General features: G+C 74.4%; 13 protein-coding genes. 10 read left to right on the forward strand and 3 right to left on the reverse strand.

Annotation, left to right across the window (positions count from 1 at the left end; all coding sequences use genetic code 11):
* Window positions 1-4 precede the first annotated feature (4 nt).
* On the forward strand, window positions 5-2083 hold the full coding sequence (locus I598_RS13075; RefSeq protein WP_068203334.1) for a thioredoxin domain-containing protein: 2079 nt from the start codon (window positions 5-7) through the stop codon (window positions 2081-2083).
* A 25-nt stretch (window positions 2084-2108) separates the two neighbouring features.
* Here I598_RS13075 and I598_RS13080 read toward each other — a convergent pair whose 3' ends face one another.
* On the reverse strand, window positions 2109-4367 hold the full coding sequence (locus I598_RS13080) for a helix-turn-helix domain-containing protein (protein ID WP_068203335.1): 2259 nt from the start codon (window positions 4365-4367) through the stop codon (window positions 2109-2111).
* 161 nt (window positions 4368-4528) lie between these two features.
* Here I598_RS13080 and I598_RS13085 point away from each other — a divergent pair, with 161 nt between their 5' ends.
* The 6 genes from I598_RS13085 (at window position 4529) to I598_RS13110 (ending at window position 11882) form a co-directional block, all read left to right on the forward strand.
* A complete protein-coding gene (locus I598_RS13085) occupies window positions 4529-5350 on the forward strand; it encodes an alpha/beta fold hydrolase (RefSeq protein ID WP_068203336.1) in 822 nt (273 codons plus the stop codon).
* Window positions 5350-5814: a RidA family protein gene (locus tag I598_RS13090; RefSeq protein ID WP_068203337.1), complete on the forward strand. Its 465-nt coding sequence runs from the start codon at window positions 5350-5352 to the stop codon at window positions 5812-5814. The genes I598_RS13085 and I598_RS13090 overlap by 1 nt, the downstream gene beginning before the upstream one ends.
* 46 nt (window positions 5815-5860) lie before the next feature.
* Window positions 5861-6580: an alpha/beta fold hydrolase gene (locus I598_RS13095; RefSeq protein WP_068203338.1), complete on the forward strand. Its 720-nt coding sequence runs from the start codon at window positions 5861-5863 to the stop codon at window positions 6578-6580.
* 108 nt (window positions 6581-6688) lie between these two features.
* A complete protein-coding gene (locus tag I598_RS13100; protein ID WP_068203339.1) occupies window positions 6689-7051 on the forward strand; it encodes a DUF3817 domain-containing protein in 363 nt (120 codons plus the stop codon).
* A gap of 109 nt (window positions 7052-7160) precedes the next feature.
* Window positions 7161-9437 carry a 5'-nucleotidase C-terminal domain-containing protein gene (locus I598_RS13105; RefSeq protein ID WP_083973266.1) on the forward strand — a complete coding sequence of 759 codons (2277 nt, stop codon included), beginning with the start codon at window positions 7161-7163 and terminating at the stop codon, window positions 9435-9437.
* 312 nt (window positions 9438-9749) lie between these two features.
* A complete protein-coding gene (locus I598_RS13110) occupies window positions 9750-11882 on the forward strand; it encodes a YhgE/Pip domain-containing protein (RefSeq protein WP_068203340.1) in 2133 nt (710 codons plus the stop codon).
* Window positions 11883-12030: 148 nt separating this feature from the next.
* On the opposite strand, the gene I598_RS13115 is transcribed toward I598_RS13110, so the two are convergent.
* Both I598_RS13115 and I598_RS13120 read right to left on the reverse strand, forming a co-directional pair.
* Window positions 12031-13089 carry a hypothetical protein gene (locus tag I598_RS13115; protein ID WP_068203341.1) on the reverse strand — a complete coding sequence of 353 codons (1059 nt, stop codon included), beginning with the start codon at window positions 13087-13089 and terminating at the stop codon, window positions 12031-12033.
* Window position 13090: 1 nt separating this feature from the next.
* Window positions 13091-13558, reverse strand: coding sequence for an Lrp/AsnC family transcriptional regulator (locus I598_RS13120; RefSeq protein WP_068203342.1), 468 nt, complete (start codon window positions 13556-13558; stop codon window positions 13091-13093).
* Window positions 13559-13674: 116 nt separating this feature from the next.
* Here I598_RS13120 and ddaH point away from each other — a divergent pair, with 116 nt between their 5' ends.
* The 3 genes from ddaH to I598_RS13135 all read left to right on the forward strand — a co-directional run bounded on the left by ddaH (window position 13675) and on the right by I598_RS13135 (window position 16625).
* Window positions 13675-14601: a dimethylargininase gene (gene ddaH / locus I598_RS13125; protein ID WP_068203343.1), complete on the forward strand. Its 927-nt coding sequence runs from the start codon at window positions 13675-13677 to the stop codon at window positions 14599-14601.
* The gene (locus I598_RS13130; protein ID WP_068203344.1) at window positions 14598-15668 is read left to right on the forward strand and encodes an ornithine cyclodeaminase; all 1071 of its coding nucleotides are present in this window, start codon (window positions 14598-14600) and stop codon (window positions 15666-15668) included. The genes ddaH and I598_RS13130 overlap by 4 nt, the downstream gene beginning before the upstream one ends.
* Before the next feature lie 159 nt (window positions 15669-15827).
* Window positions 15828-16625 carry a CPBP family intramembrane glutamic endopeptidase gene (locus I598_RS13135; RefSeq protein ID WP_068203345.1) on the forward strand — a complete coding sequence of 266 codons (798 nt, stop codon included), beginning with the start codon at window positions 15828-15830 and terminating at the stop codon, window positions 16623-16625.
* Window positions 16626-16636 lie beyond the last annotated feature (11 nt).

Consider the following 16636-nt stretch of genomic DNA (forward strand, 5'->3'; position numbering starts at 1 on the left):
CCCCATGGCCGACCGTCTGCGCAGCGCGACCTCGCCGTACCTGCTCCAGCACGCGGACAACCCGGTGGACTGGTGGGAGTGGGGCGACGACGCGTTCGCGGAGGCGCGGCGTCGCGACGTGCCGGTGCTGCTGTCGGTCGGGTACGCCGCGTGCCACTGGTGCCACGTCATGGCGCACGAGTCGTTCGAGGACGCCGACGTCGCCGCCGTGATCAACGAGTCGTTCGTGCCGATCAAGGTCGACCGGGAGGAACGCCCCGACGTCGACGCCGTCTACATGACCGCGACGACGGCGATGACGGGGCAGGGCGGCTGGCCGATGACGGCGTTCCTCACGCCGGACGGCGACGCCTTCCACTGCGGCACGTACTTCCCGCGCGAGCAGTTCGTCGGCGTGCTCGGAGCGGTCCGGGACGCCTGGGCGGACGCGCGGGACGCCGTCGTGCAGCGTGCCGCCGCCGTGACGGACGCCGTCACGGAGGCCACGGGGCCGCTGCCGGGTGCGCCGCTGGACGACGTCACGCTCGCCGAGGCCGTCGCCGTCCTGCGCCGGGACGCCGACGTCGTGCGGGGCGGGTTCGGCGGCGCTCCGAAGTTCCCGCCGTCCATGACCCTCGAGCACCTGCTGCGCCACCACGCCCGCACCGGGGACGCCAACGCTCTCGCGATGGTGGAGCGCACGGGCGAGGCGATGGCGCGCGGCGGCCTGTACGACCAGCTCGGGGGCGGATTCGCGCGCTATGCCGTCGACGCCGCCTGGGTGGTGCCGCACTTCGAGAAGATGCTCTACGACAACGCCCAGCTGCTGCGCGTCCACGCGCACTGGTGGCGGGCGACGGGCTCGCCGCTCGCCGCGCGGGTGGTGCGCGAGACCGCCGAGTTCCTGCTGCGCGACCTGCGCACCGCCGACGGCGGGTTCGCGTCCGCGCTCGACGCCGACACGCCCGTCGACGACGGCTCGGGGGGACGCCACGGCGTCGAGGGGCTGACGTACGTGTGGACCCCGGCGCAGCTGCGCGAGGTGCTCGGCGACGACGACGGCGCGACCGCCGCCACCGTGCTGGGCGTCACCGACGAGGGCACGTTCGAGCATGGCACGTCGACCCTGCAGCTCCGGCACGACCCCGACCCCACCTGGTGGGCGCGCGTGCGCCCCGCACTGCTCGACGCCCGGGCCGCCCGCCCGCAGCCTGCTCGCGACGACAAGGTCGTCACCGCGTGGAACGGGCTCGCCGTCGCGGCCCTCGCCGACGCCGGGGCGCTGTTCGGCCGCGACGACTGGGTGGACGCCGCCCGGGAGTGCGCGGACCTGCTGCTGCGGCGGCACGTCGTGGACGGACGGTTGCGGCGCGCCTCCCGGGACGGGGTCGTGGGTGCCGCACCGGGCGTCGCGGCCGACCACGGCGACCTCGCCGAGGGACTGCTCGCCCTGCACCAGGCCACCGGCGAGGCGCGCTGGCTCGCCGCCGCCGGGGACCTGCTCGACACGGCGCTGGCACGGTTCGCCGCGCCGGGCAGCGGCTTCGGCCCCGACGCACCGCACGGCCCCGACGGTGCGGGCGCCCCCGCCGCTGGCAGCGGCGGTCCGGCCGACCTCGGGTTCTTCGACGTCGCGGACGACGCCGAGCGGCTCGTCGTGCGACCCCGGGACCCCAGCGACGGACCGGAGCCGTCCGGCCAGTCGGCGCTCGCCGGGGCCCTGACGACGTACGCCGCCCTGACCGGGTCGTCGCGGCACCGTGCGGCGGCGGAGGCGGCGGTGCGGGCGTCGGGCACCCTGGCTCGCCGCGCACCCCGGTTCGCCGGGTGGACGCTCGCCACCGCCGAGGCGCTCGCCGCCGGACCGCTGCAGGTCGCCGTCGTCGGCACCGGTCCCGCGGCCGCCGAGCTGCTCGCGACCGCGCGGTGCGCGCACGTCGCCGGCGCCGTCGTCGTGCCCGGCGCACCGGACGCCGACGGCGTCCCGCTCCTGGCCGACCGGCCCCTGGTGGGCGGCTCCCCGGCGGCGTACGTGTGCCGCGGCTTCGTCTGCGACCGTCCCGTCACGACGCCCGAGGATCTCGCCGCCGCGCTCGTGCGGTGAGGACCGCGAGCCCGGCCTGCCCGCCTCAGGTCAGCCGGTCGGCCGCCTCCAACAGCGGCAAGAGGGTGTCCCGCAGTGCCGTGTTCATCTCGGTGGACGACGTCAGGTCGAGCCCGTCGAGCGCGCGCTCGACGTCCGCCCGGGCCCGACGGCCGTCGCCGGCCGCCAGGTAGGCCGTCGCCCGGACCCGCAGGGAGAGCCGGACGAGATTGACCGCCCCCACCTCCTCGGCGATGGCGAGGGCGCGGTCGACCTCCTCGATCGCCTCGACGGGCCGCTCGAGACCGGCGAGCGCCAGGGCCATGAAGTAGTGCAGCGTGCCGACGACGTACGTCATGGCGTGCGTCGTGAACGGCGCCTCCGCCTGCACGCGGTCGTACGCGGCGCGGTGCTCGTCGAGCGCGAGCTGATGGTCACCGCTCGCGTGGGCGTGGTTCCCGAGCGCTGCTGCGGCACTGGCCGTTCCCACGGCGTCACCCGCAAGACCGAAGTGCAGCAGCGCGGCGTGACTGGCCGCCGGGCCGCCGTCGAGGCCGTTCTGCTGCAACATCCAGCCGAGGTAGTAGTTCGTCCAGCCGAGCTGCTGATGGTCGCCGGACCTCTCGGCGACCTCGACCGCGAGCCGGGCGAGGCGGAGTCCCTCGACGCGGTCCCGCGACTCGACGGCCGTGGCCCACACGAGGTAGCCCAGGTGCATCGCCTCCAGGCGGTCGTCCTGCAGGGCGCGCGACGACTCCACGGCGAGACCGAAGAGCTCCACCCAGTGACCCCAGTCCGCCCACAGCTCCGAGAACCAGTGCAGAGCGTCGGCCGCGTCGACGACCAGGGCGTGCTCACCCGCTCGGGCCGCGGCCTGCATCGCCGGCCACCAGTGCTGCTCCTCGAGCCGGATCCACGCGTCGGCCGCCGCTGCGTCCGGGAACGTCACACCGGTCGCAGCGGCGTCCGTCGCCGAGCGGTCCGATTCGAACCAGGCACCAGCACGCTCCAGGCTCGCGAGCAGCCAGTGCCGCAGCCGGGCACGGCGTGCCTGCGTCTCCGCGACGGACTCGGCATCGGCCCGTCGTCCGCCGGCGAACAGGTGCACGAGGTCGTGCAGGTGATACCGGTTGCCGCCACGCGCCTCGATCAGACCGAGGTCGGTGAGCTCGTCCAGCCAACCCTCGACGTCGACGACGCTCACGGGAGACGCGAGGGTGGCGGCGGCGATCCGGGCGTCGAACGTCCCGGCATCGATCACGGAGATCGAGCGGAACAGCGCTGAGACGGACGGCGCCAGGTCCTCGTAGGACAGGGTGAAGGCCGCCTCGACGGCGAGGTCACCGGCCACCAGCATCCGCAGGCGGTTCTCGGCCGACCGGATGCGGGCCGAGAAGTCGCCCGCCCGGACGGCGGGCGTGGCGGCGATCCGGTTCCCGGCGATCCGCATCGCGAGCGGGACGTTGCCGGCGAGCTCGGCGAGGTCGCGCAGGTCACCGGCGTCCCGTTGGTCCGCGGGGATGATGCTGGCCAGCATCTCGACGCTCTCCTCGGGTCGCAGCGGGCCGAGCGTGATCCGCCGCACCCCCTCCAGACCGGCCAGGGCGCGTCGCGAGGTGACCACCACCGCGCTCTGCGGGTCCAGCGTGAGGACGGGGCGGACCTGGGCCTCGGCGTCGGCATTGTCGAGCAGCACCGTCACCGGCGTCTCCGCTGTCACCGCGCGCCAGCGGCGCACCGCGTCGTCGAGGGTCCGGGGTGCCGCGTCGCCGGCGCCGGGGACCTGGCGCAGCAGACCGCTGACGACCTGGAGCGGCGTCAGCGGGGCCGGGCTCAGGCCGTCGAGGTCGAGGAACAGGATCGGGCGCGAGCTCTCGAGGCGGTGGATCGCCTCGAGAGCGGTGGTGGTCTTGCCGATCCCGGCCAGACCGGAGATCACGACCGGAGCCGTGCGTCCCGCCGGGGCACCGCCGAGGAACGACACGATCTCGGCGATCTCACGCTCTCGACCGCTGAAGTCCCCGACCCGGTGCGGTGCGACAGCCGACGCCCGCGGCCCCTGCGCCGGGACGGCTCGTCGGGCGCGCACGTCGCGCAGCAGTGACTCACGCTCCGCAGGGTCGAGCCGAAGTCCCCGGGCGAGGGCGTCGACGGTCCGGCGGTGCGGCGCGACGCTGACGCCCCGCTCGACGTCGCCGATGGTCCGGACGCTCACGCCCGAGCGTTCGGCGAGGGCTTCGAGCGTGAGGTCGGCCGACGTCCGGAGCCGGCGGAGCTGCTCACCGAACGTGAGGGGACGGTTCACCGGAGGTGACATTCCCTTTCTGCCTGCTTTCTGCCTGGTCACCCGGCCATGACCGGGGTGAGGTGGGGACAGGCGTTCGCCCGCGGTCTCGCTCGAGCGGGCGCAGCTCCCGCGTCCGGCCCTTCAGCCGGGACGACATCATCAGCAGCAGAGGATATTTCATGCCCTACATCACGACGTCCGACGGCACCGAGATCTACTTCACGACGCAGGGCTCGGGCCAGCCGGTCCTCTTCAGCCACGGGTGGCCGCTGAGCTCGGACGCCTGGCAGGTCGAGCTCAAGCTGCTCGCGGACGCGGGCTACCAGGCCATCGCCCACGACCGGCGCGGTCACGGCCGCTCCTCGAAGACGTCCACGGGCAACGACATGGACACCTACGCTCGCGACCTCGCGGAGCTCGTCGAGGCCCTGGACCTGCGCGACCTCGTCGTGATCGGTCATTCGACGGGCGGTGGCGAGGTGGTGCGCTACGCCGCGCAGCACGGCGCCGGGCGGGTCTCCCGCGTGGTCACGGTGGGAGCCGTGCCGCCCCTCATGGTCCGGACCGAGGACAACCCGGACGGGCTGCTGATCGAGGTGTTCGACGGCATCCGCGCCGGCGTCCTGAAGGACGCCTCGCAGTTCTACCAGGAGCTCACGGAGCCGTTCTTCGGAGCCAACCGGGAGGGCTCGAACGTGTCCCAGGGCGCGAAGGACGACTTCTGGCGGCAGGGCATGCTGGTCAACCTGGCCGCGGCGTACGACTGCGTGAAGGCCTTCTCCGAGACGGACTTCACCGAGGACCTCAAGGCTCTCGACGTGCCGATCCTCATCGCGCACGGTGACGACGACCAGATCGTCCCGATCGGCGCCTCCGCGCTCCGCTCCGCCGAGCTCGTGAAGCACGGCACCCTGAAGATCTACCCGGGCGCGCCGCACGGCGTCTACGGTGACTTCCGGGCGGCGCTCGGCGCCGACATCCTCGAGTTCCTGGCCTCCTGATGGGGGACGTCGACGCCCGCCTCGCAGAGCTGGGCATCACGATCCCGCACCGGTCCCCGGCACCTGCCGGGGTCTACGTGCCCGCCGTCGTCACCGGGAACCTCGTCCTCACGGCCGGGCAGCTGCCGATCGTCGACGGCCGGCTCCCCGTCACGGGGAAGGTCGGCACCGACGTTCCTGCCGAGGTCGCCACCCGCTGCGCGCGCATCAGCGCCCTCAACGCCCTCTCGGCCGTCGCCGAGGTGCTGGGCAGCCTCGACCGGGTCACGCGCGTCGTGAAGGTCGTCGGGTTCGTGGCCTCCGACCCCGCCTTCACCGGGCAGCCCGCCGTCCTCGACGGGGCGTCCGAGCTGCTCGGAGCGGTCTTCGGCGACGCCGGCGTGCACGCGCGGAGCGCGGTCGGTGTCGCAGTCCTGCCCCTCGACGCACCCGTCGAGGTCGAGCTCACCGTCGAGTTCGACTGACCCGCCGCCACGAGTTGATCTGATCCACCACGAAGGAGCATCACCCATGTCTGCAGACATCACCGTCGTCCTGGTCCACGGCGCGTTCGCCGAGTCCGCCAGCTGGTCCGGCGTGATCCACCGGCTCACCGATGCCGGGATCGCCGCCGTCGCCACGCCGAACCCGCTGCGCAGCGTGAGCACCGACGCGCAGAACGTGCGGGCGGCCGTCGCCGGCATCGGAGCGCCCGTCCTCCTCGTCGGCCACTCCTACGGCGGCGCCGTCATCACCGAGGCGGCCGTGGACAACCCGAACGTCGTCGGCCTCGTCTACGTCGCCGCGTTCGCACCGGACCACGGCGAGAACGCCCTCGAGCTGACCGGGAGATTCCCCGGCAGCACCCTCGGGGAGACCGTGCGCGCGTACCCGCTGGCCGACGGCACGAACGACCTCGTCGTGGACCGGGACCTGTTCCCCGGCCAGTTCGCCGCCGACGTCAACGCCGCGGACGCGGCGATCCAGGCGCGCACGCAGCGCCCGATCCGGGACTACGCGCTCGGCGAGGCGCAGCCCGCGTCGACCCCGGCGTGGAAGACGCTCCCGTCGTGGTTCGTCTTCGGCGACGCGGACAAGAACATCCCGGTCGAGGGGTTGCGGTTCATGGCCGAGCGGGCCGGTGCCGTCACGATCCAGGAGATCGCCGGTGCATCCCACTCGGTCATGGTGTCCCAGCCGGACGCGGTCGCCGACCTGATCGTCGAAGCGGTCGGCAAGCTGTCCGCGTAGCCCGCCGGAGGGACCCCTCTGGGGGCGACGTCCGACGGCGGGAGCCGGAACTCACCACCGCCGTCGGACGTTGCCCAGGCGATCCCGACCCCGGAAGAAGGACCACCCATGCCCGCGCCCGCCCATCCGAAGCCCGCCCTGTCCCGCTGGGGCCGCGCGTTCGCCGTCGTCGCCTGGATCGAGGCGTTCACGTGGGCGGGCCTGCTGGTGGGCATGTTCCTCAAGTACGTCACCGAGACCACGGAGGCCGGCGTGTGGCTGTTCGGGCGGCTGCACGGCGGGGCGTTCGTCGCCTACGGCGTGGTCGCGCTGATCGTCGCGGTGCAGCACCGCTGGGGCTGGTGGCGCACGCTCGTGGCGCTCGCGGCCGCGGTCCCGCCGCTGGCGACCCTGCCGGCCGAGTGGTGGCTGCGCCGCACGGGCCACCTGAGCGACGCGCCGGCGCAGGAGCAGGCCCCCGCCGTCGTCTGACGCGTCCGGGCCGCGCGGAGTTTTCCCGATCGTTACCCGTTCGGCTCCCCGTCGTCGGACCCGCTGGCTACTGTGACTCGGACCACCTCAACAGCGGGAGAAGTCACACATGCACACCATGCGCCAGCGCGTGGCCGGGGGCACGGTCCTCGGCCTCACGTTCGCGGGTGTCGCCGCCGTCGGAGTCCTGCCTGCGCAGGCCGCCGACCCGGTCGACATCCAGATCCTCGCCACCAACGACTTCCACGGCCGGATCCAGGCCAACGGCTCCGAGGCGGGCGCCGCCGCCCTGTCGGGTGCCGTGAAGAGCCTGCGCGAGGCGAACCCGAACACGGTGTTCGCCGCCGCCGGCGACCTCATCGGGGCCTCCACGTTCGAGTCGTTCATCCAGCAGGACAAGCCCACCATCGACGCCCTCAACGAGGCGGGCCTCGAGGTGTCGGCCGTGGGCAACCACGAGCTCGACCAGGGGTACCGCGACCTCGTGGACCGCGTCATGGCGCCGTTCGACGCCCAGACGAACCCGTACGGCGGCGCCGAGTGGGAGTACGTCGCCGCGAACCTCAAGATGCGCGAGACCGGCGAGGACGCCGTGCCCGCGTCGTGGCTGAAGGACTTCGGCGACGTCGAGGTCGGCTTCGTCGGCGCCGTCACCGAGGAGCTGCCGTCGCTGGTGACCCCGGGCGGCATCGCCGAGCTCGAGGTGGCCGACATCGTCGACACCGCCGACGCCGAGGCGGAAGCCCTCAAGGCCGAGGGTGCCGACCTCGTCGTCCTGCTCGTGCACGACGGCGCCGAGACCACGACCTGCGCGGCGGTGCCGACGGCGGACAACGCGTTCGCGCGGATCGTCAACGACCTCAGCCCCGAGGTGGACGCGATCGTCTCCGGCCACACGCACCTCGCCTACGACTGCGCGTTCCCCGTCGAGGAGTGGGCCGGCCGCGCCGTCACCGAGCGGCCCGTCGTGTCGGCCGGTCAGTACGGCTACAACCTCAACCAGCTCGTCTACTCGGTCGACCCGGAGACGGGCGACGTCGTGGGGTTGACGACGGCGGTCCTGCCGATCGCCGGCAGCTACCCGGCCGACCCGGCCGTCACGACCATCGTGGACGACGCCGTCGCGGAGGCCGCCGTGCTCGGCGCCGAGCCGCTCGGCCAGATCGAGGGCGCCTTCAACCGCGCCAAGCTGGCCTCGGGCAGCGAGAACCGTGGTGGCGAGTCCACCCTGGGCAACCTCGTCGCCGAGGTGCAGCGCTGGGCGACCTCCGGCGAGGAGTCGGGCGCCGCGCAGATCGCGTTCATGAACCCGGGCGGCCTGCGCGCCGACATGACCGGCACGGGCACCGGCTCGCCGCGCACCCTGACCTACCAGCAGGCGGCCGTCGTCCAGCCGTTCGCCAACACGCTGGTCAACATGCAGCTCACCGGCGCGCAGATCGAGGCCGTCCTGGAGGAGCAGTGGCAGCCCGCCGGCGCCTCGCGGCCGTTCCTGCGGCTCGGTGTGTCCGAGGGCTTCGAGTACACCTACGACCCGGCCGGCGCCGCGGGCGACCGCATCACGTCGATGTCGCTGGACGGCGAGCCGATCGTCGCCGACGCCACCTACTCGGTGACCGTCAACTCGTTCCTGTCCACCGGCGGCGACAACTTCTTCACGCTGGCCGAGGGCACCGGCAAGCGCGACACGGGCAAGATCGACCTCGCCGCCATGGTCGACTACCTGGCCGAGGTCGCCGCGGACGAGCCGCTGGCCGTCGACTACGCGCAGCGCGCCGTCGGCGTGTCCTTCCCGGCCGACGCCCCCGCGGCGTACGAGCCCGGCGACACCGTCGCGTTCGAGGTCTCCTCGTGGTCGATGTCCACCGCCGACGACGTCAAGGACGCCGCGCTCACCGTGTCCCTCGACGGTGCCGAGCTCGGCTCGTTCCCCGTGACGACGACGCCCGGCACGACGGTCGACGACCAGGTCGGCACCGCGTCGGTGTCCGTCATCCTGCCGACCGACGTCGCCGCCGGTCCGGTGACCCTCACCCTCGCGGGCGAGGCGACCGGCACCGAGGTCGATGTGCCCGTCGAGGTGTCGGCCCCGTCCGCGCCCGCGTTCGAGCGCGGCACCGTCTACACCGAGGGCGACCAGGTGACGTACGACGGCCGCCTGTTCGAGGCCATGTGGTGGACCACCGAGGTGCCCGGGAAGTCCGTGTGGGGCTCGTGGCAGGAGATCGCCACGACCGCCGACGGCACCGCCGTGTGGACCGCCTCGCGGGTGTTCGTCGCGGGTGACGTCGTCGAGCACGAGGGCGTGACGTACACGGCCCAGTGGTGGACGCGGAACCAGGAGCCCGGCTCCTCCCCGTGGGGTCCGTGGCAGGCGGGCTCCTGATCTGACGGCCTGACCCTGGCGGCCCGTTCCGGCAACGAGCGTGCAGGGTTGGTACCCCAAACCATCGTTTGAGGTGCCAACCCTGCACGCTCGTTGCGTCTCGGACGGCTGCAGAGAGCTGCGGGGGCTGCTTCAGCCGGGGCCGGCGCAGGCGCCGTGACCAGGTCGTGACCTGTTGAGGCGGCCTCAGCTATTCACTATTGAGGCTGCATCAGTAATACTCCCTGTGACCCGACGACGACGACGGGCCACGGCCACGTGCCGTGCCGGACCGTTCCGCGTCACCGGCGACGCGGGTGGGAGTGACGCTCCATGACCTCGAGAACCACGGCGCGCGGATCGCGCGGACCGACCATCACCACGGCCTTCGCCGTCGCGGCGCTCGCGCTCGCGGCCCTCATCGCGCTCGTCGTGCTCGTCCTGCTCAACAGCAGCGTGGCCGACGGCGCCACCCGGCTCGACGCCGGGGCGGGGGAGGTGCAGGACGGCGCCACCCGGCTCGCCGACGGCAGCGTCCAGCTCTCCGACGGAGCCACCACCCTCGCCGACGGCGCGACCGCGCTCACCGCGGGCACCACCCGCCTGCTGGAGGGCACGGGCGAACTCACCGACGGCACCACCCGCCTCGCGGACGGCACCGGGGAGCTCCGGGACGGGCTCGTCGACAAGCTGCAGCCCGGCTCGGTCGAGGCCTTCGCCGGCATCCAGAAGCTGCACGACGGCACCGTGCTCCTCCACGACGGCGGCGTCGAGCTGAGCACGGGTGCGTCGCAGGTCGCCGCCGGCGCCGGCACCGCCGCCGCGGGCGCGACCGAGCTCGCCGGCGGGCTCCCCGTCCTCGTCGACGGCGCGGGACGCGTCGCCGACGGCGCCGTGAAGGCGTCCGACGGCGCGTCGGAGCTGTCCGGCAAGCTGCCCGACCTCGTCGACGGCGCCACCCAGGTCCACGACGGCACCCAGCAGGCCGCGGCAGGGGCGGGTGCGCTCGCCGTCGGCTCGCAGGCCGTCGCGACGGGTGCCGGCGACCTGTCCACCGGTGTCGGGAAGCTGTCGGCGGGGATCGACCGGCTGGTCGCCTCCGGCGGCGAGCTCGCCACGGGCACCCAGCAGGTGGCCGACGGCGCCGGCACGCTCGCGCAGGGCACGACGCAGCTGGCGGGTTCCGCGCGGGCGCTCGACGGCGGCGCGACCCAGGTGCGCGACGGCGCGGCCGGTGTGCGGGACGGCGCGTCGGCCCTGGCGGACGGCGTCGGCCAGGCGGCGGGTGCCAGCCGGTCCCTCGCTGACGGCCTCGCCTCCGTCGACGACGGCGCCGAGCAGGTCGCCGCGGGCACGTCCGGGCTCGCGGACGCGCTCGACGCCCTGGCGGAGTCCACCGACGACCCGGACCTCGCAGCGACGCTGACGGGTCTCGCCGCCCAGGCTCAGGGCGTCTCCGCCGGGGCCGCCGAGGTCGCGCGCGGTACCGGGTCCGCACGTCAGGGCGCGCAGCAGCTCGCCGGCGGTTTCGAGGGGGACAAGGGGCTCGTCGCCGGGTCGAAGGCCCTCCGGGCCGGTGCGGGGCAGGTCGCGGACGGCGCCCAGGGCGTCGCCGCCGGCACGGGGAAGCTCGTCACCGCGGCCGGCACCCTCGATGCGGGCGCCCAGCAGGTCAGCGGTGGCGCGACGGCGGTGCGTGACGGCGTCGGCGCGCTCCTCGCGGGCGGCTCCGACCTGCAGGCGGGTGCGTGGACGGCCCGCGACGGGGCGAGCGCCCTCGCGCAGGGGACGTCCGACCTCGACGCCGGTGCGTCGGAGCTGGCGGGCAAGCTGCCCGCGCTGGTGGACGGCGCGGACCAGGTGGCTGCGGGGACGGTGCGTGCGGCGGACGGTGCGTCGGAGCTGGCGGGCAAGCTGCCCGCGCTGGTGGACGGGGCCGACCAGGTCGCGGCGGGAACGGTGCGTGCCGCGGGCGGGGCGGATCAGCTCGCCGCCGGGCTGCCCACCCTCTCCGACGGCGCGTCCGACCTGTCCGCCGGGGCGGACCGCCTCGCGGGCAAGCTCGGCGAGGCGGAGTCCGGCGCCGGCGAGCTGGAGGCGGGTCTGGACCGGTTGGCCGTCGGCGCGGACGACGCGGCGGTCGGCATCCGGAAGATCCACCTCGGGGCGCAGGACCTCGACGCGGGTGCCGGGACGCTGGCCGAAGGCGCCGGCGACCTGGCGGACGGCGCGTCGCGCCTGTCCAGCGGCGCCGGGGAGCTCGCGGACGGCACCACCGTGCTGTCCGAGGGTGCCACCGAGCTGGCCGACGGCACCACGCAGCTCGCGGACGGCACCGGCACGATGCGGACCGAGGTGGCGAACAGCCCCGCGGGCCCGGCGTCGCTGGCCGGCAGCGTGCTGCTGATCCTCGGCCTGCTCGGCGCCGTCGCGGCGATCACCCTGCTGGTGCGGCGCGTGCGCTGAGGTCCAACCGGCCTCGCCCTGACCGACCGGCCCCGACGCTCACCCGGTGTCGGGGCCGGTCCGTCGTCGTCCCTCGAGGTAGTACCCCCGGCCGTGAGGTAGTACCCCCGGGGTACGACCTCACGGCCGGGGGTACTACCTCGAAATGTCAGTCCCAGCCGCAGGCGTCGTGGATGGCGTCGTAGACGGCGGCGCGCCCGGCGTCCGTCATCGGCAGGTAGACCACGGGCTGCTCCGCGCCGTCGACGGTCGCGACGACGGGCAGGAACGTGCCGCGCTTGTCCTCGCCCACGGCGTGCGGGTCGCAGCGGGCGGGCAGCGCGTCAAGGACGACGACGCCGTCCGCCGGCACGACGGCGTCACCGGACCAGGTGGTGGCGCCGCCCGCTGGGGTGAGCAGGGTGGTGCCGGTGACGTGCACCACCTGCACGTCGGGGCCGCCCACGACCGGGGTCACGACGACCGTCACCCGCAGCCCGGCCGCCCGGCCGCCGCCACGACCCTCGACCTCGGCGGCCTCGACGCCTCCGACCTCCAGCCGGGCGCCGGTCGCCACCAGCCGCTCCGCGCACACCTCCGCGTGCACGGCGGCGAGCCGTCCCAGCGGGTCCGTCACCGGCACCTCGACCTCGATGCCCGACGCGGCGGCGGACGCCGCCGCGGTCCCGAGACCGGCTTCCCCGAGACCGGCTTCCCCGAGACCGGCCTCGTCGACGTCGGTGCGGCCCGTCTCTTCGCCGGGCGCGAGGGCGACGCGGACGACGGCGCGCAGGTCGCCGTCGTCGGGAGGCGTCGCGCAGTCGACGGTCCCGAGGCGGAGCCGGACGTCGCGGCCGGCTCCCGCGGGCAGCGGCCGGTCGGTGCCGCCGTCGGGCGTGGTGGGGTCGAAGCCGGGCGCGGTGACGGTGCCGCCGAGCAGCACGAGGTCGCGGCCGGAGTCATTGACGACCCGCAGGGAGGCGGTGCGGTCGGCGTACTGCGTGCGGTCCTGGCGGAGCTCGGCGTGCAGCGCGGCGGCGACGTCGGCGGGGAGTGTCGGCGTCGGGTCCGTCGTCGCCGAGCAGCCGGCGAGCGCGACGCCTGCCACGCCCACCGCGACGGCGGCGCGCAGCAGCCGGGCCGCCGTCGGACGGCGCACCGGCGGGCACGACGCGGCAGCCTGCGCCCATGGGGTGGTGCCGCGACGGCGACGGTCCGCGCGGCGCACGTCAGTCCTCGGCGGGCGCGGGGCCGGTCCCGGCGCGCACGGGCCGGTCGATGACGCGGGACATGACGATCGCGGTGCGGGTCTTGTCGACGCGGGCGGAGACGCGGAACGTCTCGACGATGCGTTCCACGTCGGCCATGGAGTCGGCCATGATCTGCACGAGCGCGTCGGCCTCGCCGGTGATGGTGTCGACGCGCACGACCTCGGGGATGGGGCCGAAGTCGCGTTCGAGCGCGGCGGGGGAGATGTTGCCGCGGCAGAAGATCTCGACGTACGCGACGATCTTCCACCCGAGCTGCTCGGGGGAGACCTGGACGGTGAACCCGGAGATCTCGCCGCGGGCCACCATGCGGTCGACGCGGCGCTTCACCGCGGGGGCGGACAGCCCGACGGCGTCACCGATGTCCGCGTAGGAGGCGCGACCGTCGCGCAGCAGGTGGGCGACGATGCGTCGGTTGGTCTCGTCCACGTTCTCCCTCTCGGCGGCGATTCGTTGCGCAGGAGATCAAGAATCCTGTGTATCGGCAGCTCGACGCGCACGATCCAGCACCTTCCGGGCAACGGTACCCCTCCTAGCCTCGCGCTATGACGCTGCTCACACCACCGCTCCCCGCCGCGGCCACGGCACCCGCCGTCGCTCCGCGATCCGTCGAGCGCACCGCGACCCCGCGCCGCTACCTCATGTGCCCCCCGGTCCACTTCGACGTCGTCTACGCGATCAACCCGTGGATGGACGTCAGCGTCCCGGTGGACGCAGGCCTCGCCGTCGTCCAGTGGCAGGCGCTCAAGGCGGCCTACGAGGCGCGCGGGCACACCGTGGACGTCATCCGCCCGGAGCCCGGCCTGCCCGACATGGTCTACGCGGCCAACGGCGGGATCGTCGTCGGCGGGCAGGCGCTCGCCGCCCGGTTCACGTTCCCCGAGCGGCAGCCCGAGGGCGCCGCCTACGAGGCGTGGCTGCGCACGTCCGGCGCGCAGCACGGCGTGGTCAGCCTCGGCCAGGCCGTCGAGCGCAACGAGGGGGAGGGGGACCTGCTGTGGGACGGCGAGGTCCTGCTCGCCGGCACCGGATTCCGCACCACGCGCGAGGCGCACGCCGAGGTCGCCGCGCGGCTCGACGTCGACGTCGTCACGCTGGAGCTCGTCGACCCGCGGTTCTACCACCTGGACACGGCGCTCGCGGTGCTCACGACGGCGTCGGGCGACCGCCGCCCCGAGGTCGCCTACTTCCCCGGCGCGTTCACGAGCGAGTCCCTGGCCGTGCTGCGCGAGCGCTACCCGGACGCCATCGAGGCGACCGAGGACGACGCCGCCGTGCTGGGTCTCAACGCCGTCTCCGACGGCCGCCACGTCTTCCTCACGCAGCGCGCCACCGGCATGCACGCCGCCTTGCGCGAGCGCGGGTACGAGCCCGTCGGCATCGACCTGTCCGAGCTGTTCAAGGGCGGCGGGTCGGTCAAGTGCTGCACGCTGGAGCTGCGCCCCGCGCCCGGGACGGAGGTGGCCGCATGACCTCCGTCGACCTCTTGGACGTCGCCGCGACCGCCCGCTGGATCGGCGCCCGCGGCGCCGAGCGCATCATCGGCGAGCTCGTCGACGCCCTCGCCACGGACTTCCGCCGCTGGCCCGACCTCGACAAGCGGGAACGCGTCGCGTCGCACTCGCGCGACGGCGTCATCGAGCTCATGCCCGCCTCCGACGGCGTCACGTACGGCTTCAAGTACGTCAACGGCCACCCGAGCAACCCGGCCCGCGGCTTCCAGACGGTCACGGCGTTCGGCGTCCTCGCGGACGTCCACAACGGCTACCCGACGTTCCTCGCGGAGATGACGCTGCTCACCGCGCTGCGCACCGCGGCGACGTCGGGCCTCGCTGCGCGGGCGCTCGCCCGGCCCGACGCGCGGACGCTCGCCCTGATCGGCACCGGCTCGCAGGCCGAGTTCCAGGCCCTCGGGATGCGCGCCGCGCTCGGCGTCACCCACCTGCGGGCGTGGGACGTCGACCCGGCCGCCCGCGAGAAGCTCGTCCGCAACGCCCGGGCGCTCGGCTTCGACGTCCACGAGGCGACCAGCGCCGCCGACGCCGTCACCGGGGCCGACGTCGTCACCACCTGCACGGCGGACAAGCGCAACGCCACCGTGCTCACCGCCGACATGCTCGCCCTCGCCGCCCCCGGCGTGCACGTCAACGCCATCGGCGGGGACTGCCCCGGCAAGACGGAGCTCGACCCCGCCATCCTCACCGCGCCGGGCACCGCCGTCGTCGTCGAGTACACCCCGCAGACCCGCATCGAGGGGGAGATCCAGCAGCTCGACCCCGACTTCGGGGTCACCGAGCTGTGGGAGATCCTCGTCGGCGACGCCCCCGGGCGGACGTCGCCCACCCAGGTCACCGTGTTCGACTCCGTCGGGTTCGCCGTCGAGGACTGGTGCGCCCTGCGGTACGTGCACGACGCCGTCCGCGCCGACCCGTGGGCCCGGGACCTCCTGCAGCGCGTGGACCTCGTCGCCGAGCCCGCCGACCCCAAGGATCTGTGGTCCCTCGTCGCCGCACCTGCCCTGGCGCCCAGCCGCTCGTGACCGGCACGACAGCCCAGGCGGATCGGCGCACGCGGACGTAGCGTGGGCATGCCGATCACGGCACACCGGCGGACGACGGCGTCCTGGACGGCGGGCAGGCGCCCGCAGGATCGAGGGACGATGTCGACGTCAGCAACGGGCTCTTCGGTCGGGTGGCGCGTGCGGCCGTCGGTGCCGGTCGCGGCGGTCGTGTTCGCCGTGTACTGCGTGATCGTCATCAGCCTGATGCAGACCTCGGGCATCGGGTACGAACACTTCTTCGACACCGCCGCGGACACCGTGCGCGCCGCGGTCCTGCCGCTCGCGGCGGGCGCGGTGTGGCTCGTCGCGTTCCTGGTGTGGGCACGCTGGGACCACGTCTTTCGCGACGCGCGACGCCTGCCGCTGCGCTGGGGTTACTGGGTCCTGCCGGTCCTCATGGTCCTCGTCGCGCTCCTGCACCTCGTGGGCGTCGACTGGGGGGCCTTCGCCCCGGAGCACCTGCTGGCCGTGCTGACGGCGAGCGTCCTCGTGGGGTTCACGGAGGAGACGCTGTTCCGGGGGATCGTGCTGCGATCGTTGCGGCAGGGGGACCGGTCGGAGGGAACGGCCGCCCTGTGGACGACGCTCTGGTTCGGAGCCTTCCACGTCACCAACCTCCTCCTCGGCGAGCCCGGCGCCGTCCTGCAGGTCGTCTTCGCCGCGCTCGGGGGCGTCGCGTTCTACCTGCTCCGGCGGGGGACCGGGGTTCTGATCGCGGCGATGGCGCTGCACGGGCTCTGGGACTTCTCGACGTTCCTGTCCGGGGTCCACGCCGTCGACGGCGTCGCCACCGACGCGGCGAGCTTCCTCACGTCCTTCGTCTATGTCGCCGCGCTCGTGACGCTCGTGGTGCTCGTGGTCCGGGAGCGGCGACGGCCGGCGGCGGAGGCGATCACGGCGCCGCACGACGCGAGCACCGCGCCGGCCCCGCGCTGAGCTACCGCCGC

Origin of the sequence: Isoptericola dokdonensis DS-3, from assembly GCF_001636295.1 — a bacterium.
Classification (GTDB): Bacteria; Actinomycetota; Actinomycetes; order Actinomycetales; family Cellulomonadaceae; genus Isoptericola; species Isoptericola dokdonensis.